The 22,428-nt window shown below is 73.1% G+C and carries 21 protein-coding genes; 8 read left to right on the top strand and 13 right to left on the bottom strand.

Going from position 1 to position 22,428, the window contains the following annotated elements:
* The first annotated feature begins 428 nt into the window (after window positions 1-428).
* From IH48_RS0106915 to IH48_RS0106905, 3 genes are read left to right on the top strand one after another with little or no spacing between them, the layout of a single operon-like run.
* The gene (locus IH48_RS0106915; protein ID WP_030900538.1) at window positions 429-2,237 is read left to right on the top strand and encodes a gamma-glutamyltransferase family protein; all 1,809 of its coding nucleotides are present in this window, start codon (window positions 429-431) and stop codon (window positions 2,235-2,237) included.
* A gap of 1 nt (window position 2,238) precedes the next feature.
* On the top strand, window positions 2,239-3,069 hold the full coding sequence (locus tag IH48_RS0106910) for an inositol monophosphatase family protein (RefSeq protein WP_030900536.1): 831 nt from the start codon (window positions 2,239-2,241) through the stop codon (window positions 3,067-3,069).
* Window positions 3,070-3,124: 55 nt separating this feature from the next.
* Entirely contained in the window at window positions 3,125-4,543 is a 1,419-nt protein-coding gene (locus IH48_RS0106905) for a phytoene desaturase family protein (RefSeq protein WP_030900534.1), read from the top strand.
* Between the two features lie 24 nt (window positions 4,544-4,567).
* Here the strand turns inward: IH48_RS0106905 and IH48_RS0106900 are convergent, their stop codons facing one another.
* Window positions 4,568-5,386: a helix-turn-helix transcriptional regulator gene (locus tag IH48_RS0106900; RefSeq protein WP_030900531.1), complete on the bottom strand. Its 819-nt coding sequence runs from the start codon at window positions 5,384-5,386 to the stop codon at window positions 4,568-4,570.
* 149 nt (window positions 5,387-5,535) lie between these two features.
* Here IH48_RS0106900 and IH48_RS0106895 point away from each other — a divergent pair, with 149 nt between their 5' ends.
* Both IH48_RS0106895 and IH48_RS0106890 read left to right on the top strand, forming a co-directional pair.
* Complete coding sequence (locus tag IH48_RS0106895; protein ID WP_030900527.1) at window positions 5,536-6,297, top strand: SDR family oxidoreductase; 762 nt, start codon at window positions 5,536-5,538, stop codon at window positions 6,295-6,297.
* A 306-nt stretch (window positions 6,298-6,603) separates the two neighbouring features.
* Window positions 6,604-6,867 (top strand): hypothetical protein, encoded by a 264-nt coding sequence (locus tag IH48_RS0106890; protein ID WP_030900524.1) that lies wholly within the window; start codon window positions 6,604-6,606, stop codon window positions 6,865-6,867.
* A gap of 29 nt (window positions 6,868-6,896) precedes the next feature.
* On the opposite strand, the gene IH48_RS0106885 is transcribed toward IH48_RS0106890, so the two are convergent.
* Both IH48_RS0106885 and IH48_RS0106880 read right to left on the bottom strand, forming a co-directional pair.
* Window positions 6,897-7,589: a 4'-phosphopantetheinyl transferase family protein gene (locus IH48_RS0106885; RefSeq protein WP_030900522.1), complete on the bottom strand. Its 693-nt coding sequence runs from the start codon at window positions 7,587-7,589 to the stop codon at window positions 6,897-6,899.
* Entirely contained in the window at window positions 7,586-8,446 is an 861-nt protein-coding gene (locus IH48_RS0106880) for a metallophosphoesterase family protein (RefSeq protein ID WP_030900519.1), read from the bottom strand. Before IH48_RS0106880 ends, IH48_RS0106885 begins: the two co-directional genes overlap by 4 nt.
* A gap of 189 nt (window positions 8,447-8,635) precedes the next feature.
* Here IH48_RS0106880 and IH48_RS0106875 point away from each other — a divergent pair, with 189 nt between their 5' ends.
* Together IH48_RS0106875 and IH48_RS0106870 are read left to right on the top strand one after the other, a co-directional pair.
* Entirely contained in the window at window positions 8,636-10,117 is a 1,482-nt protein-coding gene (locus tag IH48_RS0106875; protein ID WP_030900516.1) for an AlkA N-terminal domain-containing protein, read from the top strand.
* 39 nt (window positions 10,118-10,156) lie between these two features.
* The gene (locus tag IH48_RS0106870; RefSeq protein ID WP_030900513.1) at window positions 10,157-10,660 is read left to right on the top strand and encodes a methylated-DNA--[protein]-cysteine S-methyltransferase; all 504 of its coding nucleotides are present in this window, start codon (window positions 10,157-10,159) and stop codon (window positions 10,658-10,660) included.
* A 9-nt stretch (window positions 10,661-10,669) separates the two neighbouring features.
* Here the strand turns inward: IH48_RS0106870 and IH48_RS0106865 are convergent, their stop codons facing one another.
* Entirely contained in the window at window positions 10,670-11,164 is a 495-nt protein-coding gene (locus tag IH48_RS0106865) for an NUDIX domain-containing protein (protein WP_030900510.1), read from the bottom strand.
* 106 nt (window positions 11,165-11,270) lie between these two features.
* Between IH48_RS0106865 and IH48_RS0106860 the strand changes: the two genes are divergently transcribed.
* A complete protein-coding gene (locus tag IH48_RS0106860) occupies window positions 11,271-12,452 on the top strand; it encodes a glycerate kinase (protein WP_051839306.1) in 1,182 nt (393 codons plus the stop codon).
* 5 nt (window positions 12,453-12,457) lie between these two features.
* Here the strand turns inward: IH48_RS0106860 and IH48_RS0106855 are convergent, their stop codons facing one another.
* The 9 genes from IH48_RS0106855 to IH48_RS0106815 all read right to left on the bottom strand — a co-directional run bounded on the left by IH48_RS0106855 (window position 12,458) and on the right by IH48_RS0106815 (window position 22,404).
* Complete coding sequence (locus IH48_RS0106855) at window positions 12,458-13,219, bottom strand: N-acetylmuramoyl-L-alanine amidase (RefSeq protein WP_030900502.1); 762 nt, start codon at window positions 13,217-13,219, stop codon at window positions 12,458-12,460.
* Window positions 13,220-13,389: 170 nt separating this feature from the next.
* Complete coding sequence (gene pssA, locus IH48_RS0106850; protein WP_199809901.1) at window positions 13,390-14,250, bottom strand: CDP-diacylglycerol--serine O-phosphatidyltransferase; 861 nt, start codon at window positions 14,248-14,250, stop codon at window positions 13,390-13,392.
* Window positions 14,237-14,893: a phosphatidylserine decarboxylase gene (locus tag IH48_RS33065; RefSeq protein ID WP_030900496.1), complete on the bottom strand. Its 657-nt coding sequence runs from the start codon at window positions 14,891-14,893 to the stop codon at window positions 14,237-14,239. Before IH48_RS33065 ends, pssA begins: the two co-directional genes overlap by 14 nt.
* A gap of 305 nt (window positions 14,894-15,198) precedes the next feature.
* Complete coding sequence (locus IH48_RS0106840; RefSeq protein ID WP_030900493.1) at window positions 15,199-16,410, bottom strand: acyl-CoA dehydrogenase family protein; 1,212 nt, start codon at window positions 16,408-16,410, stop codon at window positions 15,199-15,201.
* The gene (locus IH48_RS0106835) at window positions 16,407-16,922 is read right to left on the bottom strand and encodes a MaoC family dehydratase (RefSeq protein ID WP_030900490.1); all 516 of its coding nucleotides are present in this window, start codon (window positions 16,920-16,922) and stop codon (window positions 16,407-16,409) included. Before IH48_RS0106835 ends, IH48_RS0106840 begins: the two co-directional genes overlap by 4 nt.
* 5 nt (window positions 16,923-16,927) lie before the next feature.
* Entirely contained in the window at window positions 16,928-17,908 is a 981-nt protein-coding gene (locus tag IH48_RS0106830; RefSeq protein WP_030900487.1) for an HpcH/HpaI aldolase/citrate lyase family protein, read from the bottom strand.
* Window positions 17,905-19,917 (bottom strand): protein meaA, encoded by a 2,013-nt coding sequence (locus tag IH48_RS0106825; RefSeq protein ID WP_030900484.1) that lies wholly within the window; start codon window positions 19,915-19,917, stop codon window positions 17,905-17,907. Before IH48_RS0106825 ends, IH48_RS0106830 begins: the two co-directional genes overlap by 4 nt.
* Window positions 19,914-21,269: a crotonyl-CoA carboxylase/reductase gene (ccrA, locus tag IH48_RS0106820; protein WP_030900482.1), complete on the bottom strand. Its 1,356-nt coding sequence runs from the start codon at window positions 21,267-21,269 to the stop codon at window positions 19,914-19,916. The genes IH48_RS0106825 and ccrA overlap by 4 nt, the downstream gene beginning before the upstream one ends.
* Window positions 21,270-21,597: 328 nt before the next feature.
* Window positions 21,598-22,404 (bottom strand): TetR family transcriptional regulator, encoded by an 807-nt coding sequence (locus IH48_RS0106815; RefSeq protein WP_030900480.1) that lies wholly within the window; start codon window positions 22,402-22,404, stop codon window positions 21,598-21,600.
* Window positions 22,405-22,428: the final 24 nt, after the last annotated feature.

The following is a 22,428-nucleotide window of genomic DNA, read 5'->3' as shown; positions in this document are numbered from 1 at the left end:
CACATGTAGGCAGCGAAGTGTGACGCGCGGACGCAGGGGCCGTCCCCGCGGGCCCGTCGAGGGGCTGCGGTGGCGGGGAGGCGCGGCCGTCGAACACAACAAATATGTGACCGAAAGGTACGTAAACAAAACGAAACGCTTCCGATGGCCACCCTCACGCGCGCCGCGGTTCCGCTTCGAACACGGAGAGCATGCCGGCCGTCAACGCGTTGTGACGGGCCGGTGTGGCGGTCGCGCCCGCCCGCCTGCGGGACCCCGTCGGCACCACCCGAGGCGTGGACGTGCTCCGGCGCGGGCCGCGGCGCTGGGTAGTCTGCCCCCGGGCCAGGGGTGCCGCGGCCACGTCACGAGCGCGCCAGGCCCGTCCATGGGCGGCGCGCCCACCGCACCGGGCCGCCCGTACCGAGAGAGGCGAGGTGGCACAGCTGATGTTCACGACCAGGCCGACCCTGCAAGGCACCTTCGGCATGGTGGCCTCGACCCACTGGCTGGCCTCCCAGAGCGCCATGGCCGTCCTGGAGGACGGCGGCAACGCCTACGACGCGGCCGTCGCGGGAGCCTTCGTCCTGCACGTCGTGGAGCCGCACCTCAACGGCCCCGCGGGCGAGGCGCCGATCATCCTCGCCCCCGCGGACGGCCCCGTCCGGGTGCTGTGCGGGCAGGGCGTGGCGCCGGCGGGCGCCACCGTCGCCCACTACCGCTCCCTCGGCCTCGACCTCGTGCCGGGCACCGGCCCGCTCGCCTCCGCCGTGCCGGGCGCCTTCGACGCCTGGATGACGCTCCTGCGCGACCACGGCACGAGGACACCGGCCGAGGTCCTGCGGTACGCCATCGGGTACGCGGAGGACGGCCACGCGCCCGTCGAGCGCGTCGGTGACACCGTGGAGACCGTGCGCGAGCTGTTCGAGACGGAGTGGACGTCCTCCGCCGACCTCTACCTGCCGGACGGCAGGGCGCCGCGCCCGGGCGAGCCGTGGCGCAACCCGGCGCTCGCCGCGACCTGGCGGCGCCTGATCGCCGAGGCGGAGGACGAGGGCGGCGACGACAGGAACGCCCAGATCGAGGCCGCCAGGCGGATATGGCGCGAGGGCTTCGTCGCCCGGGCCATCGTCGCCCAGGCCGCCCGCCCCACCATGGACACCAGCGGGGAACGCCACGCCGGCACCCTCACGGCCGCCGACCTGGCCGGCTGGTCCGCGACCTACGAGGAGCCCGCCACCTACGAGTGGGACGGCTGGACGCTGTGCAAGGCCGGACCGTGGAGCCAGGGCCCCGCCTTCCTGCAACAGCTCGCATTGCTGCCGTCGCGCGCCGCCGACCTGCCGGAGTACGGCTCGGCCGAGTACGTGCACCGCCTCGTCGAGGGCACCAAGCTCGCCATGGCCGACCGCGAGGCGTGGTACGGCGACGCCGCGCCCGTACCGCTCGCCACCCTGCTCTCCGAGCCGTACAACACGGCGCGCCGCGCCCTCGTCGGCGACCGTGCCTCGCACGAGCTGCGGCCGGGCGCGCCGGACGGCGAAAAGCCCCGGCTCAGCGCCCACGCGACGGCCATCGCCGCCGGCGACGCCGGGCACCTGCCGCCGCCCATGGCCGGCGCGGGGGAGCCCACCGTCGCGAAGGACGGGGGCACGCGCGGCGACACCTGCCACATCGACGTCGTCGACCGCTGGGGCAACATGGTGTCCGCGACGCCCAGCGGCGGCTGGCTGCAGTCCAACCCCGTCATCCCAGAACTCGGCTTCCCGCTCGGCACCCGCCTGCAGATGATGTGGATCGAGGAGGGCCTGCCCAACTCGCTGATGCCCGGCCGCCGTCCGCGCACCACGCTCAGCCCGTCGCTCGCGCTGCGCGACGGTGTGCCGGCCATCGCCTTCGGCACGCCGGGCGGTGACCAGCAGGACCAGTGGCAGGTCCACTTCTTCCTGGCGCTCGCCCTGCGCGGGAGGGTGCGCGGCGGATACGACCTCCAGGGCGCCATCGACGCGCCCAACTGGCACACCGACGGCTTCCCCGGCTCCTTCTACCCGCGGGCCATGGTGCCGGGAAGCCTCACCGTCGAGGGCCGCACCGACCCGGAAGTCGTCGCCGAGCTGCGCCGCAGGGGGCACCTGGTGACCGTTGGGGACCCGTGGTCGGAGGGCAGGCTGTGCGCCGTCGCCCGCGACCCGCGCACCGGGGTGCTTTCCGCCGCCGCGAACCCGCGCGGCATGCAGGGTTACGCCGTGGGGCGCTGACGTGGCCGGCGCACCCGCCTTCCGCGTACCGGACAGCGCGGCGGTCGAGGCGGCGCTCAGGTCCGCCGCCGAGGCCGAGATCATGCCGCGCTACCGGCAGCTGTCGGCGGCCGACATCGCGGAGAAGAGCGGCCCGCACGACCTCGTCACGGTCGCCGACCGCGGCGCCGAGGCACACCTCGCACGCTCGCTCACCGCGCTGCTGCCCGGCTCCGTGGTGGTCGGCGAGGAGTCCGTACACGCGGACCCATCGGTGTACGAGGCGCTCGACGGCGACGCGCCGGTGTGGATCGTGGACCCCGTCGACGGCACCCGCGTCTTCGTGGCCGGCGAGCCGGGGTTCTGCACGCTCGTCGCCCTCGCGCGCTACGGGGAGGTCCTCGCCTCCTGGACGTACGCGCCGGCCACCGGTCGGATGGCCGTCGCGCTGCGCGGCCGCGGCGCACGGCTGGACGGCGAGGTGCTTCGGCCGGGGCCGCCCGAGCCCGGCCGGCGGCTGCGCGTCGCGATGTCGCACCCCGACCACACCTCGAAGGAGCAGAAGCGCGCGCTTTCGGGACTCGCCGGCTCCGGTGCCGAGCTGCGCGGCAGCGGTTCCGCGGGCCTCGACTACCTGGCCGTCGCCACAGGCGGGTTGGACGCCGTCGCGTACAACTGGGAGTACGCCTGGGACCACGCGGCCGGGCTGCTGCTCGTGACGGAGGCCGGCGGCGCGCACCTCACCCTCAGCGGCGCGCCCTACCGCATCACCGGCGGCAACGCGCTGCCCTTCACCGCGGCGCGCACCGAGGCGACGGCCAGGCACGTGCGCCGGATCCTGCTGGGCGGCTGACCGCGGGGGCGGCCTATCCTTGGTCCCTTGCCGTCGGCTGACGAAGGAGTCCGAGGTGCCGTCGATGCTCGATGCCGTCGTCGTGGGGGCGGGCCCCAACGGGCTGACCGCCGCGGCCGAACTGGCCAGGCGGGGTATGGCCGTTGCGGTCTTCGAGGCCGAGGAAAGCATCGGGGGCGGCGCCCGCACCGAGGAGCTGACGCTGCCCGGCTTCCGGCACGACCCGTGCTCCGCCGTGCATCCCCTGGGCGCCGGGTCGCCCGCGTTCAACGGGATGCCGCTGGCACGCCACGGCCTCGAATGGCTGCACGCGGAACTGCCGATGGCGCACCCCTTCGACGACGGCTCCGCCGCGGTGCTCGCCCGGTCGGTCGCCGAGACGGCCGCGTCCCTCGGCCCGCACGACGCGGGCGCCTACCGGCGGCTCGTCGCGCCGTTCCTCGGCCGGTGGGACACGCTCGCGGCGGACTTCCTCTCGCTGCCCCCGCGAGGGCTGCCGCGCGACATCGTGACGCTCGCCCGCTTCGGGCTCGCCGGGCTGCCCCCGTACAACTGGCTGGTGCGCCGATTCCGCGACGAGAGGGCCAAGGCACTGTTCGCAGGGCTGGCCGCACACGTCATCTCGCCGCTCGGCGGCCTCGCGACGGCCGGGATCGGCCTGATGTTCGCGCTCGCCGCGCACGCGGGCGGCTGGCCGGTGGCGCGCGGCGGATCCCAGGCGGTCTCCGACGCGCTGGCCGGGTACTTGCGGGCGTGCGGCGGCAGCGTCCACACCGACTTCGAGGTCAAGCGCCTCGACGACCTCCCGCCGGCCCGCGCCTACGTGTTCGACACCTCGCCGACGGCGCTCGCCCGGATCGCGGGACTCGGCCGCTACTACGACGGGTACCGGTACGGGCCCGGCGTGTTCAAGATCGATTACGCCCTCGACGGGCCCATGCCGTGGACAGCGGAGGCCGCACGCCGCGCGGGCACCGTGCAGATCGGTCCCACGAGCGCCGAGATCGGCACCGCCCTGAAGCAGGCCTACGGATCCGCCGCCCCCGATGTCCCGTTCCTGATCACCGCTCAGCCGAGCGTGGTGGACCCGTCGAGGGCGCCGGAGGGCAAGCACGTCTTCTGGGCGTACGGGCATGTCCCGCACGGCTGGACGGGCGACCTCACGGACGCGGTCGAGCGCCAACTCGACCGTTTCGCCCCCGGCTTCCGCGACCTGGTCCTCGCCCGGGCGACGGCGGGACCGCCCGAACTCGCCCGGCACAACGCGAACTACGTGGGCGGCGACATCGCCTGCGGCGCGGCCCAGGGGCTCCAGCTGCTGCTGCGCCCGAAGCTGACGCTCTCCCCGTACACGACGCCCCACCCGGCGGTCTTCCTCTGCTCGTCCGCCACACCGCCGGGACCCGGGGTGCACGGGATGAGCGGGCACAACGCGGCCAAGGCCGTGTGGCGCGAACTGCGCAGGAGGCGGTAGCCGCGCGTCGCCGCCGGCCGGCGGTCAGGGCGTCTGGGAGAGCGTCGCGAGCAGCCGCAGCTTCTCGTCGCTGTCGCTGTCCTTGTCGGGGTAGTAGACGACCAGGAGAACGTCCTCGACAGGGAGTTTGTCGCGGTGGAGGCGGAGTTCACCGACGACCGGGTGGTGCACGGCAGCGGTGCCGCCCTCCAGGTCGCGGACGTCGTGCCGCGCCCACAGGGTGCGAAACCGCGGGCTGGACAGTGCGAGCTCGCCGACGAGTTCGACGAACCGCGGGTTGTCGGTGTCGTCCCCGATTGTGGCACGCAGGGCCGCGACGAAGCCGGCGGTGGCCCGCGCCCAGTCCTGGTGGAAGGCGCGTTCCTCGGGGTCGAGCAGGAGGGAGCGCAGCCTGTTCTCCCCGGGCCGCAGGCGGGGGGAGAACGCCACCGCCATCGGGTTGGACGCCAGGACGTCGAACGCGCGCCCTTCGACGAACGCGGGAATCTGCAGGTGGGCGAGGAGCTGGTGCACCCTCGCCGGCACGTGCTCGGGCCGCTTGCGGCGCGGCGCCCTGGGCCGTGCCGCCGTGAGGCCGAGCAGATACGCGCGCTCGACCTCGTCGAGGCGCAGCACGCGCGCGAGTGACGTGAGGACCTGCTGCGACGGGTTCTTGTCGCGGCCGCGCTCAAGGCGCAGGTAGTAGTCGGGGCTGATCCCGGCGAGCAGGGCCACTTCCTCGCGGCGCAGGCCGGGCACGCGGCGGTTGCCGCCCGGCAGGATCCCGGCCTGTGCGGGAGTGACCAGCTCGCGCCGGGCGCGGAGGTAGCTGCCGAGCCGGTTGCCCGCTTCCTCGTCCTTCATACCGCCACCGTAATGCGGTGTGCGCGGGCGACGGGGGCCCTGGCAGGACCAGGGAGGACGGGGGCTCTCCCGCATGCGGCGGCCGCCGCCGAGACTCGCTGTGTCGCTGTTCGAGACGGACAGGACCATCGCTCTGGAAGGAAGACCTCATGGATCTCTCCGGCCGCACTGTATTCATCGTCGGCGGAACCTCGGGCATCGGCCGGGAACTGGCCCGGCGCTTCGCCGCGGCGGGCAGCACGGTGGCCGTCGGCGGCCGCGATGCGCGTGCCCTCTCGGAACTCGCCGCCGAGGGCCTCGGCACCGTCAGTGTCGACGTCACCGACAGCGGGTCCGTCGCCGCCGCCCGCGACGCCGTGCTCGCCCGCTTCCCCGAACTGGACACCGTGGTGACGATGGCGGGTGCCATGCTCCTGGAGGACCTGCGCGACCCGGCGCACTTCGAGGCGGCGCGTACGACGATCGACACCAACCTCATCGGCACCATCCGGACCATCGACGCCTTCACCCCGCACCTGGTCGCACGCGGCTCCGGCACCTTCATCACCGTGACCTCGGGCATCGCCTTCCTGCCCTTCCCCCCCATGCCCACCTACGCCGCCTCGAAGGCCGCGGTGCACGCGTACTCCGAGGCGCTGCGCGCGCAACTCGACTCCACCGGGGTCGGCGTCGTCGAACTCGTACCGCCGGCCGTCGCCACGTCTGCCCAGGAACAGGTGAACCCGCACGCGCTGCCGCTCGGCGACTTCGCGCAGGAGGTCATGGACCTGCTCGCGCAGGAGCCCACCCCCCGCGAGATCCTCGTGAAGGGCGTCCTGATGCACCGCTGGGCCGAGCGCGACGGCACCTACGACGACCTGGTCGCACAGCGCTCCCAGGCCCTCGCCATGCTCCCCGGCCGCACCGCCTGACGTCCCGCCGCGCGGCCGCCGCTCAGGGCGGCGGTCCGCCAGGTGAGACGGGCGTCCCAGGGACGGCCCGGTGGTGCCACAATCGCCGCCATGCGGCGCCGGCTCATTATCAGCGGCAGCGTGCCGGCACCGGGCCGACCGGGGAGCGAACCTCCCCCTCGCGCGGCCCACCGCCCGCACGCAGACCTCTCGCACCCGCGAGGGGTCTTTTTCTTTCCCCGGTTCCCCCGCCGCCGCGTACTCCCCGGCCACGAGCCACCACCGACGCGGCCCATCAGGCACGCGCGAGAAGGACAGGACACCGCCATGACGACGAACGCCTCAGGACAGGACTCCACGGCACCCCGTGCCGCCTGCACGCTCCGGGTCACCGTGAGCGCGGGCCACGGCGCACTCGGACGCATTGCCTCGGCCCTGGGCGCCATGGAGGTGCGGCACCTGTCCTACGACGTGCCACCGCACGGCCCCGCAGTGGCCTGGGTGGAGGTCCCCCGCCGCGACGGGGCCCGCGCCCGCGGCAAGCTGGGCCGCCTCGTCGACGTCCTGGACGTCTCCGACGTGCGGGCCTGACGGCCACGGCGCGGCGGCGCGGCGCAGGCTCAGCCGCGCCGCTGCCCGGGCAGGTTCGCCGCGGGCAACGACAGGGCCGTGATCACGACGCCGTCGCCTACCGTCCAGCGCCCGCGCGCCACGGTCAGCCACCGGGGATCCGGCGCGTCGGGCCCTGGAGCAAGCGTGAACGTGAAGGTGCCGGCCGCTTCGCCCTCGGGCACGGGCACCACCTCGGCCTCGGTGAAGTCGAGCTCGTGGCGCGTCCTCGGGTACCACGCCTTGAAGACGGACTCCTTGGCGCTGAACACCAGCCGGTCCCACGCCACCTTCGGGTGCGTCGCGGCCAGCTCCGCCAGCACGGCGCGCTCGGCCGGCACCGTCACGACATCGAGCACGCCGTCCGGCAGCGGCGCGTTGGGCTCCGCGTCCACCCCTATCGCGCAGACCTCCCTGGCACGGGCCACCGCCACCGCGCGGTAGCCGTCGCAGTGCGTCATGCTGCCGACGATCCCCTCGGGCCACCGCGGCGCGCCCCGCCGGTCCGGAAGGAGGGGCACGGGTGCGACACCGAGCTCCGCCATCGCCGTCCTGGCGAGCTCCCTGACCGTCGCGAACTCGCGGCGCCGCTTGTCGACGGCGCGCGCCACCACGGCCTCCTCCTCGGGGAACAGCACGTCGCCCGACGCGTCGGCGAACGTGTCGTACGCGGTCACCGAGCGCGGCAGCAGCTCCGCGATCACCGCGCCGCTCCCGCGGGAGCGGGCAGGATACGGCGCAGTCCCGGCGCCGGGCCGGAGCGCCCGGACCACTCGCGCGGATAGCCCACGGAGACCTCGACGAACGGCACACCGTCGTACGACGTGGTGCGCGGGATGTGCAGATGCCCGTAGACGGCCGCCGCCGCCCGGTATCTGACGTGCCAGTCGGCCGTCGCCACCGTCCCGCACCACTGGGCGAACTCGGGGTGGTACATGATGTCCGTCGGCTCGCGCACCAGCGGCCAGTGGCTGACCAGCACCGTCGGCAGCTCCGGGTCGCACGCGTCGAGCCGGGCCCGCGTCGCCTCGACCCTCGCACGGCACCACGCGTCGCGGCTCTCGTACGGGTCCGGGTGCAGCAGGTACTCGTCCGTGCACACCACGCCCGCCTCGTGCGCCGTGCGCAGCGACTCCTCCTTGCTCGACGTGCCGGGGGCGTGGAACGTGTAGTCGTACAGCAGGAACAGCGGGGCGACGATGGCGGGGCCACCCGCGCCGCGCCACACCGGGTAGGGATCCTCGGGCGTGACGATCCCGAGCCCCCGGCAGAAGGACACGAGGTGCCGGTAGCGGTGGTCGCCGCGCAGCGTCAGGGGATCGGACGGATGCGTCCACAACTCGTGGTTGCCCGGCACCCAGACCACGGTGGCGAACCGCTCGGCGAGCAGGGTGAGGGTGCGTTCGATGTCCGTGCTGACCTCGCCGACGTCTCCCGCGACGAGCAGCCAGTCCCCGTCGGACGTCGGCCGCAGCCCGTCGATGATCTCCTTGTTGGCGGCGTGCGCCGCGTGCAGGTCGCTGATGGCGAGCAACCGGCCGCCGTCGGCCGGGGCGCTCACGAGGCGGCAATCCGCTTGGCGCGGGCTGGAGTTGCGCGGGTACTGGTCACGCGTGGATGCTACCGCGCGGGCCGCTCGCGGGGCGGGGGCGGATCACGCGGCCGTCGCGATGACCGCGGGCGGGGGACCGGCCGGCCTGATGTCGTTTTTCTGCGAGCTTCGGCCTCTCCCGTCCCGCATGCTGGGGTCATGCACACCGACAGGGAACGCTGCATCCGGGCCGTACGGTCGAAGGACGCGCGGTTCGACGGCTGGTTCTTCACCGCCGTGCTGACCACGGGTATCTACTGCAGGCCCAGCTGCCCCGTCGTGCCACCGAAGACGCAGAACATGGTCTTCCACCCGAGCGCCGCAGCGTGCCAGCAGGCCGGGTTCCGCGCCTGCAAGCGGTGCAGGCCCGACGCGAGCCCCGGCTCGCCCGCCTGGAACGCCCGCGCCGACAGCGTGGCCCGCGCGATGCGGCTCATCCAGGACGGTGTCGTGGACCGCGAGGGCGTGCCGGGGCTCGCCTCACGGCTCGGCTACTCGTCGCGCCAGATCGAGCGACAGCTGCGCGCCGAACTCGGTGCAGGACCCCTGGCGCTCGCACGCGCCCAGCGCGCCCAGACCGCCAGGCTGCTGATCGAGACGACGCGGCTGCCGATGGCCGAGATCGCCTTCGCGGCCGGCTTCGCCTCCGTGCGGTCGTTCAACGACACGGTCCAGGAGGTCTTCGCCCTCGCACCGAGCGAGCTGCGCCGGCGCGGCGCGGCGAGCGGCGGGCGCGGCACCGAGGCGCCCGTGCCGGGCGCCATCGCGCTCCGGCTGCCCTTCCGCGAGCCGCTCAACCCGGACAACCTGTTCGGGCACCTCGCGGCAACGGCCGTGCCGGGCGTGGAGGAGTGGCGCGACGGTGCGTACCGGCGCACACTGTCGCTGCCGTACGGGCACGGCATCGTCTCCCTCTCGCCACGTCCGGGCCACGTGGCGTGCCGGCTCTCGCTCACCGACCCGCGCGACCTGACGGTCGCCATCAGCGGCTGCCGCAGGCTGCTCGACCTGGACGCCGACCCCGTCGCCGTGGACACCCAGCTCGCCGCCGACCCCGAGCTCGAACCGCTGGTGCGCAAGGCGCCCGGCCGGCGGGTGCCGCGCACGGTGGACGCGGCGGAGTTCGCCGTACGCGCCGTGCTCGGCCAGCAGGTGTCCACGGCGGCGGCGCGTACGCACGCGGCCCGCCTCGTCACCGCGTACGGCACACCGGTGGACGACCCCGAAGGCGGGCTCACGCACCTCTTCCCGGCCCCGCGGGCACTCGCGGCGCTCGACCCCGAGTCCCTCGCGTTCCCCCGCAGCCGGCGCCGCACCCTGCTGGGCCTCGTCCACGCGCTGGCCTCCGAAACCCTCAGCCTCGGCCCCGAGAGCGACTGGGACGAGGCACGGGCGCGGCTGTCCGCGCTCCCCGGCTTCGGCCCCTGGACCGTGGAGGTGATCGCCATGCGCGCGCTCGGCGACCCCGACGCCTTCCTCGCCACCGACCTCGGCATGCGGAAGGCAGCCGCGCACCTCGGCCTCCCGGCCGCCCCGGCCGCACTGACGGCCCGGGCGGCGGCCTGGCGGCCGTGGCGCGCCTACGCGACGCAGTACCTGTGGGCGACCGGCGACCACCCGATCAACCGCCTACCCGCCTGACCCCTTCCCCTCATGAACCACAGACCGGAGACTCGACCCATGCGACGCCGGCACACCCTGATGGACAGCCCCATCGGACCCCTGACCCTGGTGGCTGCCGACTCCGCCCTGAGCGGCGTCTTCATGACCGACCACCGCCACATGCCCGCGCCGGAGACCTTCGGCACCCGCTCGGACGATCCGTTCCCCGATGTGATCGCGCAGCTCGACGCCTACTTCCGGGGTGAGCTGCGCGAGTTCGACCTGCCGCTGCACATGGCCGGCACGGAGTTCCAGCGCCTCGTCTGGGGGGCACTCCTCACCATCCCCTACGGCGAGACGCGCTCGTACGGCGACCTCGCCCAGGCCATCGGCAGGCCCGGCGCGTCCCGCGCCGTCGGGTTGGCGAACGGCAAGAACCCCATCAGCATCGTGGTGCCCTGCCACCGCGTGATCGGCGCTGACGGCAGCCTCACGGGCTACGGCGGCGGTCTCGCCAACAAGCAGCGCCTGCTGGCCCTGGAGTCGGCGAACGCGACGGCCCCGGAGGGCACGCTGTTCTGACGTCCGTGCTCAGCCGACCGGGCGGCCGCCCTCCAGCTCGACCGTCCCCGCACCCGACTCCACCACGTCGAGTGCGGCGAGCACGCGATCGCCCAGCGGCCCGGAGAAGTGCGCGGAGATCTCGGCGCGCTCCACCAGGCGCCACGACACCAGCTCGGCCTCCTGCAGCACGATCGCCGCGAGCTGCCCCGCGCTGAGCACACCGCCGTCGTAGAGGTAGGCGGCGATCGGCGGGCGGCCGGGGCCGCGCACCCAGTCCACGGTCAGCAGCCGCCCGGGCGCGATGTCCAGGCCGATCTCCTCCAGCGTCTCCCGGCGTGCCGCCTGGCGCGGGCTCTCGCCGTCGTCCGACTCGATGGTCCCGCCCGGCAGGGCCCAGCCCTCGCGGTAGTTGGGCTCGACCGCGAGCACCCGGCCCGCGACGTCCCGGAACAACATGCCCGCACCCGCGAGGATCCGGGGAAGGCCGGCGATGTACGTGGCGTAGTCGTCGCTGAGCGTCATCCGTGCAGCCTACGGCCTGCACCCCGCGGCCGGGTGAGGCCTGGGCAGGGCGGGGGCCCTGCGGATAGGGTCGAGGCGGCGCGACTGCCTGTTCGACAGCAAAGGGATGACAGTGACGGACGGAGCAGTGAGTGGGGGCCGCGGTGACACACGGGTGCGCGGGAGCGTCCTGGTGGCCGCGGACAAGTTCAAGGGGTCTCTGACGGCCGTCGAGGTGGCCGAGCGCGTGACGGCCGGGATCCGCCGGGCCGTACCGGACGCCCGGGTCGAGGCGGTGCCGGTCGCCGACGGCGGCGACGGCACGGTCGCCGCCGCGGTGGCCGGCGGCTTCGAGCGGCGCGAGGTGGCGGCCACCGGGCCGCGCGGCGAGCGGCTGGCGGCGGCGTTCGCGCTGCGCGACGGCACCGCCGTCGTCGAGATGGCGGAGGCCTCCGGACTTCAGCACCTGCCGTACGGCGTGTTCGCGCCGCTGACGGCGACGACGTACGGCACGGGCGAGGTGCTGCGCGCCGCGCTCGACGCCGGGGCGCGGAGCATCGTCCTGGGCGTCGGCGGCAGCGCGACCACAGACGGCGGCGCCGGGATGCTCTCGGCGCTCGGCGCGGGGTTCCTCGACGCCCGGGGCGAGCCGGTCGGCCCGGGCGGCGGAGGGCTCGCCGCTCTCGCGTCGGCCGACCTGACCGGGCTCGACCCGCGCCTCGCCGCCACCGAGATCGTGCTCGCCAGCGATGTCGACAATCCGCTGACAGGACCGAAGGGCGCGGCCGCGGTCTACGGACCGCAGAAGGGCGCGGCCCCGGCCGACGTGGCCGCGCTCGACGCGGCGCTGTCCCGGTACGCGGAGGTGCTGGAGGCCGCGATCGGCTCGCGTGCCGCCGCGGCGGCGCTCGCGCCCGGCGCGGGCGCGGCGGGCGGGATCGGCTACGGCGCGCTGGTCGGCCTCGGCGCCGTCTTCAGGTCGGGCATCGAGGTGATGCTCGACGTGCTGGGTTTTGACGGGGCCCTGGCGCGCGCGGGCCTGGTCGTCACGGGGGAGGGGTCCCTCGACGAGCAGACGCTGCACGGCAAGGCCCCGGTCGGCGTGGCGGCCGCGGCACGCGCCCGCGGCGTCGACGTGGTGGCGGTGTGCGGCCGCCTCGCGCTCGACCCTGCCGCGCTCAGGGGCGCGGGCATCCTGAGGGCCTACCCGCTGACCGCGCTGGAGGCGGACCCGGCGCGGTGCATGGCCGAGGCGGGGCCGCTGCTTGAGCGGGCCGCACAGGCGCTGGCGGCGGACTTCCTGCGCTGAGCCGCTCAGCCGCCGCCGTGGTGGAGCGGCGGCGGCTTCGCCGCGGCGTGCCGCAGTTGCGCTGCCCTGCGGCGCAGCCAGGGCAGCTTGCCGTACAGGGCGTCGCCCGGGCAGTCCGTCTCGTAGGCGTCGCGGTGCCCCGAGATGACGTTCATCTCCACCGCCGTGCCCTTGGGGTACCGGCTGGCGTCGTTGTGGGACACCAGCCTCACCCGCCCGCGCGGGTCGACGTCCGGCGGCAGCTTCCAGGCCGCGATCGCCGCGATCGCCTCCAGCATCGGCCGGGGCACGGGCTGCCCCTTCTCGAAGTGGCCGATCGCCGCGATGCCGACGCTGTGGGTGTTGAACCCTTCCGTGTGGGCGCCGCGCACCGGCTTGCCCACGCCGCCGGCGCGGCCCTCGTAGATGGTGCCGCAGCGGTCGACGAGGAAGTTGTAGCCCATGTCGTCCCAGCCGTCGCCGTCTATGTGCTGCTCCTGGATGGCCCGCAGCATGGCGGGGACGTCTCGCTTGCAGTCGTAGTCGTTGGCGTTGTCCGTGTGGTGGATGAACACCACCTCGACGGGCCCCGTGTAGACGGGCTTCTCGCGCACGTCGTGCTCGTCGGCGTGCCACGCCTGCCGGCTGACGATCGCCGGCTCCGGCGCCGCCGCAGGGGCCCGGTGCGGCTGCTGCTCCTGCCGCGCCGCGTGGCCGGGAGCGCCACACGCCATCAGCAGGGCCAGCGGCAGCATCGGGATGCCGTGCCTGAGCCTGTGAGGCCACATGCCGTCCACGGTGCGGCTGCCCTGCTCCCGCTACCCACCGGGCGAGGGCCGTACGGGTGAATCACGCCGACGGTCCCCGGGCGGAGCGCGGCCCGGAAAAGCCGTCCTGACCTGCGAAAGGGCCCGGGAGCCGACGTGGCTCCCGGGCCCTTTCGCCCGCTTGGGGTGGTTTACGGCAGCTGCGCCGCCCGCGCCTCGCGGCGGTTGCCGCGGAACGTGTTCACCCGGCGCGCCGTCGCGAACAGGGGGATCACCGCCCCCGTCACCACCTGCAGCGCACAGCCGGTCCCCAGCAGCAGCTGCCCGCCCGGCGCGTCGAACGCCCACGCGGCGAGCAGGGCCATCGCCAGGACGATCCAGCTCAGCATCGCCACCGCCAGGATGCCCCGCGGCTTCGGGTACTCGACCCGGCTCACCATCAGCCAGGCCACGCCGACGATCGCCAGCAGCGTGGGGACGAACGGCAGCTCGAGCAGGACGATCGAGACCACCGTCAGCGCGCCGAACGGGCTCGGCATGCCCTGGAACATGCCGTCACGGACCGTCACGCAGGAGAACCGCGCCAGCCTGAGCACGACGGCGAGCAGCACCACCACCGCGGCCACCACGGAGAAGCGCTGGTGCGCGTCGCTCTCGACCAGTCCGTAGACCAGCACGAAGTACGCGGGTGCCAGGCCGAAGCTGATCAGGTCGGAGAGGTTGTCCAGCTCCGCGCCCATCGGCGAACTGCGCAGCTTGCGCGCCACCAGCCCGTCGAACAGGTCGAACACGGCCGCGCACAGCATGAGGATCACGGCCGTGGCCGCCGAGTGGCGGGCCATCCCGCCGCTCTCGTCGCTGCCGGTGAGATGCGGGATCAGGATGCCGGTGGTGGTGAAGTACACCGCCATGAAACCGCAGGTCGCGTTGCCGAGGGTGAGCGCGTCGGCTATTGACAGCCGCAGCGACAACGGCATGTTGTCCGTCTCTTCGCCCTCCTCCGCCGCCTCGGTCACCCAGCCGGTCTGCGTCTCGGGATCAATCACGGTCAATTCGAGTCACCCCCGCAGTCGTCTTCTGGCCCACCTCGACCGCCACGTCGACATCACCGGGGAGGTAGAGGTCGACACGGGAACCGAAGCGGATCAGCCCGATGCGTTCGCCCTGCTCCACCTTGGTGCCCGCGGGCAGGTACGGCACGATACGCCGTGCCACCGCGCCCGCGATCTGCACCATCTCGATGTCGCCGATCTCGGTGTCGAAGTGCCAGACGACGCGCTCGTTGCTCTCGCTCTCCTTGTTGAAGGCGGGCACGTAGCCGCCCGGGACGTGCTCGACGGACGTCACGGTGCCGGCCAGCGGCGCCCGGTTGACGTGCACGTTCAGCGGACTCATGAAGATGGCGACCCGGGTGCGCCCGTCCTTCCACGGCATGATGCTCTGCACCACTCCGTCGGCGGGGGCGATCAGGCGGCCCCGCGCGATCTCGCGCTCGGGGTCGCGGAAGAACCACAGCATGCCCGCGGCGAGCGCGGTGGCGGGCACTGCTACGGCGGCGGCACCTCTCGAACGGCGGGCGCGTGCCAGACCGAGCGCCGCGGTGGCGACGGTCGGCAGCAGCCACGGCGACGATCCCCGGGCGAGGCGGACGCGTCCGCGAGGGGCTGAGGTTGAGCCGGATGGGCTGTGGGGCATGGATGACCTTCGTAGCGGATGATGCCGCGCTGGCAACAGGGGGACGGCGGCCTTCCGCCGATGCTATCGGTAGCGAACCACAACTGAGCAAGCCAGCAGCGCAGTCGGGCACCGGCGGGGCCGCACCCGCGCGTTCACGCGAGTCCCAACGGGCCTTTCGGGATGGGACGCACGCCGGGCCCGGGGCGTTCCCGCGGGCGGGTCCCGAGGCCGCCACGCGGCTTCCCGCTCCGCGTGCCGCGGCGCGCGGGGAAGGGCCCCGTACGGCACCCGGCAGGCCCCCGTACGCCGTACAGGGGCCTTGCTCACGCCTGCACCCGGTACTCCTCCAGCAGCCGGCGGCCGATGATCATCTTCTGGATCTCCGCCGTGCCCTCGCCGATCAGCAGCATCGGCGCCTCCCGGTAGAGCCGCTCGATCTCGTACTCCTTCGAGAAGCCGTAGCCGCCGTGGATGCGGAAGGCGTCCTCGACCACTTCCTTGCAGTACTCGGAGGCCAGGTACTTCGCCATGCCCGCCTCCAGGTCGCCTCGCCCCCCGGAGTCCTTCTTGCGTGCGGCGTTGACCATCATGGCGTGGGCCGCCTCGACCTTGGTGGCCATCTCCGCCAGCTTGAACTGGATCGCCTGGTGGCCTGCGATCGCCCGGCCGAAGGTGTGGCGCTGCTGCGCGTACGAGATGCCCAGCTCGAAGGCGCGCCGCGCGACGCCGCAGCCGCGCGCGGCCACGTTCACGCGGCCGACCTCGACGCCGTCCATCATCTGGTAGAAGCCCCGCCCGGTCGTGCCGCCCAGCACGCGGTCGGCGGGCAGCCGCAGGCCATCCATGATCAACTCGGTGGTGTCGACGCCCTTGTAACCCATTTTGTCGATTTTGCCGGGAATGGTGAGCCCGGGGCGCACCTCGCCGAACCCGGGCTCCTTCTCCACCAGGAACGTCGTCATCGAGCGGTGCGGCGGCGCGTCCGCAGGCTGCCCCTCGTCGGTCCTGCACAACACCGCCACCAGGGACGACGTGCCGCCGTTCGTGAGCCACATCTTCTGGCCCGTCAGGGCGTACCCGCCCGCGACCCCGTCGCGCACCCCCTTCGAGGTGATCGCGGACACGTCCGAGCCGAGCCCGGGCTCCGACATCGAGAAGGCGCCCCGCACCTCGCCCGCCGCCATCCGCGGCAGGAAGGCCTCCTTCTGCTCCCGCGTCCCGTACTTGCCCAGCATGTACGCCACGATGAAGTGCGTGTTGACGATGCCCGACACGGACATCCAGCCGCGCGCGATCTCCTCCACGCACAGTGCGTACGTCAGCAGAGACTCCCCGAGGCCCCCGTACTCCTCCGGGATCATCAGCCCGAACAGGCCGAGCTCCTTCAGCCCGTCGACGATCCCGTACGGGTACTCGTCGCGGTGCTCGAGCTCCGTGGCGACCGGCAGGATCTCCTTGTCGACAAAGTCCCTCACCGTCGAAACGATCTCCTGCTGCACCTCGGTGAGGCCGGCCGTCTCGGCAAGTCGACTCATCGCCCATTCCCCTCTCGCGGCTCGGGGCGGCCGGGCTGCTCCCCGCCGCGCTCCCGCACGTAGCTCTCCGTCGGTACCATCACCTTGCGGCGGAAGACGCACACCAGCGTGCCGTCCTGGTTGTGGCCCCTGGTCTCCACGTGCACCACACCGCGGTCGTCCTTCGAGCGCGACGGTGTCTTGCCGAGCACCGTCGTCTCGCCGTAGAGCGTGTCGCCGTGGAACGTCGGCGCCACGTGCCGCAGCGACTCGACCTCCAGGTTCGCGATGGCCTTGCCCGACACGTCGGCCACCGACATGCCGAGCAGCAGCGAGTAGACGTAGTTGCCCACCACCACGTTGCGGCCGAAATCCGTCGTCCCCGCCGCGTAGTGTGCGTCCAGGTGAAGCGGGTGGTGGTTCATCGTGAGCAGGCAGAAGAGGTGGTCGTCGTACTCCGTGACGGTCTTGCCCGGCCAGTGCTTGTAGACCGCGCCGACCTCGAACTCCTCGAACGTCCGGCCGAAACGCATCGTGCTCACCCCTCCGGGATCTCGAAGGACGTGGTGCGCCGCATCCCCGCCGCGCGCCCCTTGCCCGAGACGACCAGCGCCATCTTCCGGCTCGCCTCGTCGATCATCTCGTCGCCGAGCATCGCCGAGCCCTTCCTACCGCCGGCCTCGGACGTGTGGTACTCGTACGCGTCGAGGATCAGCTCGGCGTGGTCGTAGTCCTCCTGCGACGGCGAGAACACCTCGTTCGCCGCGTCGATCTGGCCGGGGTGCAGCACCCACTTGCCGTCGTAGCCGAGCGCCGCCGCGCGTCCCGCGACGTGCCGGAACCCGTCCACGTCGCGGATCTGCAGGTAGGGGCCGTCGATGGCTTGCAGGTCGTGGGTGCGGGCCGCCATCAGGATGCGCATCAGGATGTAGTGGTACGCGTCGGCGTCGTACCCGGGCGGCTGCTCGCCCACCACGAGCGTCCTCATGTTGATGGACGCCATGAAGTCGGCGGGCCCGAACACGATGGTCTCAAGGCGCGGCGACGAGGCGGCGATCGCGTCGACGTTCACCAGGCCGCGCGCGTTCTCGATCTGCGCCTCGATGCCGATACGGCCGACCTCGAAGCCCATGGTCCGCTCGATCTGCGTCAGCAGCAGATCGAGCGTGCGCACCTGCTCGGCGTCCTGCACCTTCGGCAGCATCACGCAGTCCAGGTTCTGGCCCGCGCCCTCGACGACCGTGATGACATCGCGGTACGTCCAGCTCGTCGTCCAGTCGTTGACCCGGACCACGCGCGTCCTGCCCGTCCAGTCGCCCTTGTTGAGCGCGTCCACGATGCTGTGGCGCGCGCCCTCCTTGGCGAGGGGTGCCACCGCGTCCTCCAGGTCGAGGAAGACCTGGTCGGCCGGTAGGCCCTGGGCCTTCTCGAGGAACCGGGGGCTGGAGCCCGGCACGGCGAGACAGGAGCGGCGCGGGCGCGGCCGGTCCACCGGGGCGGGCGTTGCGGGGCTGGTCATGCGGGGACCTCCTGGGGGTCGAGCTTGGCGGCACGGCGTATCTCGTCGACGATACGGCCGATGATCTCGGTGATGCCGAAGTCCTTCGGGGTGAACACGGCGGCCACGCCGGCCGCGCGCAGGGCGGCCGCGTCGGCGGCCGGGATGATGCCGCCGACCACCACGGGGATGTCGCCTCCGCCGGCGTCCCGCAGCCGCCTCAGCACGTCGGGGACGAGCGCGGTGTGCGAACCGGACAGGATGGACAGGCCGACGCAGTGCACGTCCTCCGCGAGCGCCGCCGCCACGATCTGCTCGGGCGTGAGCCTGATGCCCTGGTACACCACCTCGAACCCGGCGTCACGCGCGCGCACCGCGATCTGCTCGGCGCCGTTGGAGTGGCCGTCGAGCCCCGGTTTGCCCACCAGGAGACGCAGCCGCCCCGCGCCGAGACCGGCCGCGGTGGCCGCCACCTTCGCGCGCACGGCGGCGAGCGGCGAGCCCTCGGGCGCCGCCTCGGCGACGGGCGCGCCGGCCACCCCGGTGGGCGCGCGGAACTCACCGAACACGGTCCGCAGCGCGCCCGCCCACTCGCCGGTCGTCACTCCGGCGCGCGCGCATTCGAGGCTCACGTCCATCAGGTTGCCGCTTCCCTCCGCGGCTCGTGCGAGGCGGGCGAGTGCCTCCCGCGCGCGGGGCTCGTCACGCCCCGCGCGCCAGGCGGCGAGCGCCGACACCACCCCTGCCTCCGTCGCCGGGTCCACCGTCAGGACGGCCGTGTCCAGGTCCGCCGTCAGCGGGCTCGGCTCCGTCGTCTCGTGGCAGTTCACCCCGACGACCTTGGCCTCGCCCGACTCGACGGCGGCGCGCCGCCGCGCGTGCGAGGCGACCAGTTGCGACTTGAGATAGCCGGACTCGACCGCGGCCAGCAGCCCGCCGCGCTCCTCGATCCGCTCCATCTCGGCGCACGCGCCCTCGGCGAGCTCCGCGACCTTCGCCTCGACGACGGGCGAGCCGTCGAACAGGTCCGGGTACTCCAGCAGGTCGCTCTCGTGCGCGAGCACCTGCTGCACACGCAGCGACCACTGCTGGTCCCAGGGGCGCGGCAGCCCGAGCGCCTCGTTCCATGCGGGCAGCTGCACCGCACGCGCCCGCGCGCCCTTCGACAGCGTGACGGCCAGCATCTCCAGCACGATGCGCTGAACGTTGTTCTCCGGCTGCGCCTCCGTCAGGCCCAGCGAGTTGACCTGCACGCCGTAGCGGAAGCGGCGCGCCGCCGCGTCCTCGATCCCGTACCGCTCGCGCGTGACGCGGTCCCACAGCCGGGTGAAGGCCCGCATCTTGCACATCTCCTCGACGAAGCGGACACCCGCGTTCACGAAGAACGAGACACGCCCCACCACCTCGCCGAAGTCGGCCTCGGACACCTGCCCGCCCGCCCGTACCGCGTCGAGGACGGCGATCGCCGTCGACAGCGCGTACGCGATCTCCTGGACGGGCGTCGCGCCCGCCTCCTGCAGGTGGTAGCTGCAGATGTTGACGGGGTTCCAGCGGGGCGCGCAGCGCACGGTGTACGCGATGAGATCGGTGGTCAGCCTGAGGCTCGGCCCCGGAGGGAACACGTATGTGCCGCGCGACAGGTACTCCTTGACGATGTCGTTCTGCGTGGTGCCGCGCAAAGCGCCGGGCGACGCGCCCTGCTCCTCGGCCACCACCTGGTACAGCGCGAACATCCACAGCGCGGTGGCGTTGATCGTCATCGACGTGTTGGTGCGCTCCAGCGGAATGGAGTCGAACAGCCGCCGCATGTCGCCCAGATGGGACACGGGCACACCGACGCGGCCCACCTCGCCGCGCGCCAGGGGGTGGTCGGGGTCGTAGCCGGTCTGCGTGGGCAGGTCGAACGCGACGGACAGTCCCGTCTGGCCCCGCGCGAGCCCCCGCAGGTACAGCGCGTTGGTGGCCTCGGCGGTGGAGTGGCCCGCGTAGGTGCGCATCAGCCAGGGCCGGTCCCTGGCCGGCGCGGTCACGCGGCCACCGCCGCCGGCTGGGGACGGAAGAGGTTGATCGCGTCGATGTGCCGGGCCCTGGTCTCCTCGTCGCGCACGCCGAGCCCCTCGCGCGGGGCGAGCGCGAGCACACCGACCTTGCCCTGGTGCAGGTTGCGGTGCACGTCGTACGCGGCCTGGCCGGTGTCGTCCAGCGCGTACACCTTCGACAGCGTGGGATGGATCTTCCCCTTGGCCACCAGCCGGTTGGCCTCCCACGCCTCCCGGTAGTTGGCGAAGTGGGAGCCGACGATGCGCTTGAGCGACATCCACAGGTAGCGGTTGTCGTACTCGTGCGTGTAGCCCGAGGTGGAGGCGCAGGTGACGATCGTGCCGCCCTTGCGCGTCACGAACACACTGGCGCCGAAGGTCTCACGGCCCGGGTGCTCGAAGACGATGTCGACGTCCTCGCCGCCCGTCAGCTCGCGGATGCGTGCCCCGAACCGCTTCCACTCGCGCGGATCCTGGTGCGACCCGTCGCGCCAGAACCGGTAGCCGTCCGCGGTGCGGTCGATGACGGCCTCCGCGCCCATGCGCCGGCACAACTCGGCCTTCTGCCCGCTGGACACGACGCAGATGGGGTTGGCTCCGCCCGCGAGGGCGAACTGCGTGGCGTAGGAGCCGAGTCCGCCGCTCGCGCCCCAGATGAGCACGTTGTCGCCCTGCTTCATCCCCGCGCCGTTGCGTGACACCAGCTGCCGGTACGCGGTGGAGTTCACGAGCCCGGGCGCCGCGGCCTCCTCCCAGCTCAGGTGGTCGGGCTTGGGCATGAGCTGGTTGGACTTCACCAGCGCCAGCTCGGCGAGGCCGCCGAAGTTGGTCTCGAAGCCCCAGATGCGCTGCTCGGGATCGAGCATCGTGTCGTTGTGCCCGTCGGAACTCTCCAACTCGACGGACAGGCAGTGTGCGACGACCCGGTCGCCCGGCCGCCAGGCGTTCACGCCAGGACCGGTGCGCAGCACGACGCCGGCGAGGTCGGAGCCGATCACGTGGTACGGCAGGTCGTGGCGCGCGGCGAGCGGGCTGAGCCTGCCGTAGCGCTCAAGGAAGCCGAACGTCGGCAGCGGCTCGAAGATCGACGTCCACACCGAGTTGTAGTTCACGGAGCTGGCCATCACGGCGACGATGGCCTCACCGGGGCCGAGTTCGGGCACGGGCACGTCGTCGATGTGCAGCGACTTGCGTGGGTCCTTGTCGCGCGTGGCGACGCCCTCGAACATCGCGGACTCGTCCTTGCGGACGGTGACGGCGCGGTAGGAGTCGGGCAGGGGGAGCGCGGCGAAGTCCGCTGATGTGGCGTCGGCGGACTGTATGGCGTCCAGGATGTCCTTCACGGGAACCTCCGGGTGGGCCTTGCTGAGCTGTCGGGTGTGGAGGGTGCCGTCGGTTCGGCGGGTGGGGCGCGCGCCGTTCGGGCGCGGTGAGGTTTGAGGTGCCTGTGACGCAGGCGTCCGGCGACGCGGGGGTGTCACCCGCGGGGACAGGCCGGACCACTACAAGGTATGGCACGCGGTGCCGCGTGGCAAGACTTTCATGGCGATTATGCGGCACTGAGTGTCACATGATCGATCATCGCGCAGGCGGACCACCCCGGAACACACCACCGCCCTCCCCGCGCGCGGCGGAGGAGGGCGGTGCGGCACGGGGTGCCGATGCGGCGGCTCAGGCCTCCTTCAGCGCCTGCTGGATCGTGCGCATGACCTCGTCCAGGGGCGCATCGGTGCGCGCCACCGCGACGAGCACATCGCTGCTCGTGCGCGCCGTCGCCGCCGGCCTTTCGGCGGTGGCGACGGCGCCGGCCGCGAACCCCGTGCCGAACGCCGACCGCACGATCCCGAAGGCGTGATCCAGCTGCGTCTCCACGTCGCCCTTGCCGCCCGCGCGCAGCCACCGGCGCAGCACATGGTTGTGCGCGGTGACGACGGCGGACGCCGCCACCTTGGCGAGCAGGGGCTCGTCATTGCCGCCCGTGTGCTCGTGCTCGTCGAAGTGGCGCAGCAGATAGCGGGTGAACAGGCGCTCGTAGCGCGCGACCGAGGCGATCTCGCGCTCCCGCAGCGCCGGCACCTCGCGCGTCAGCCGGTAGCGCTCCACGGACAGCGCGGGGGAGGCCGCGTACATCCGCATGACCTCCTTGATGCCGCGGCACACGGTGTCCAGCGGGTGCTCGTTCGGCGGGGCCGCGGTGAGCACGGCCTCCGCACGCACGAGCGTGTCGTCGTGGTCCGGGAAGATCGCCTCCTCCTTGGAGCGGAAGTGGCGGAAGAACGTCCTCCTCGCGACCCCCGCGGCCGCCGCGATCTCGTCGACCGTCGTCGCCTCGTACCCCTTGGTGGCGAAGAGCTCCATCGCCGCCGACGCGAGCTCCCGGCGCATCTTCAGGCGCTGCGCCGCCGCTTTGGTGGACGCGGCGCTCACGGGGGCGTCGGATCTTGCGCGCGTACGTGAGGGTTTGGCCGGCTGCGACATAGGGCGAACCTACTCCAAGAAGGT

It is taken from the genome of Streptomyces sp. NRRL F-5126 (assembly GCF_000721265.1).
Lineage (GTDB): Bacteria > Actinomycetota > Actinomycetes > Streptomycetales > Streptomycetaceae > Streptomyces.
The sequence above is the reverse complement of the archived record's forward strand: the minus strand, read 5'-3'. Positions and strand labels throughout refer to the sequence as shown.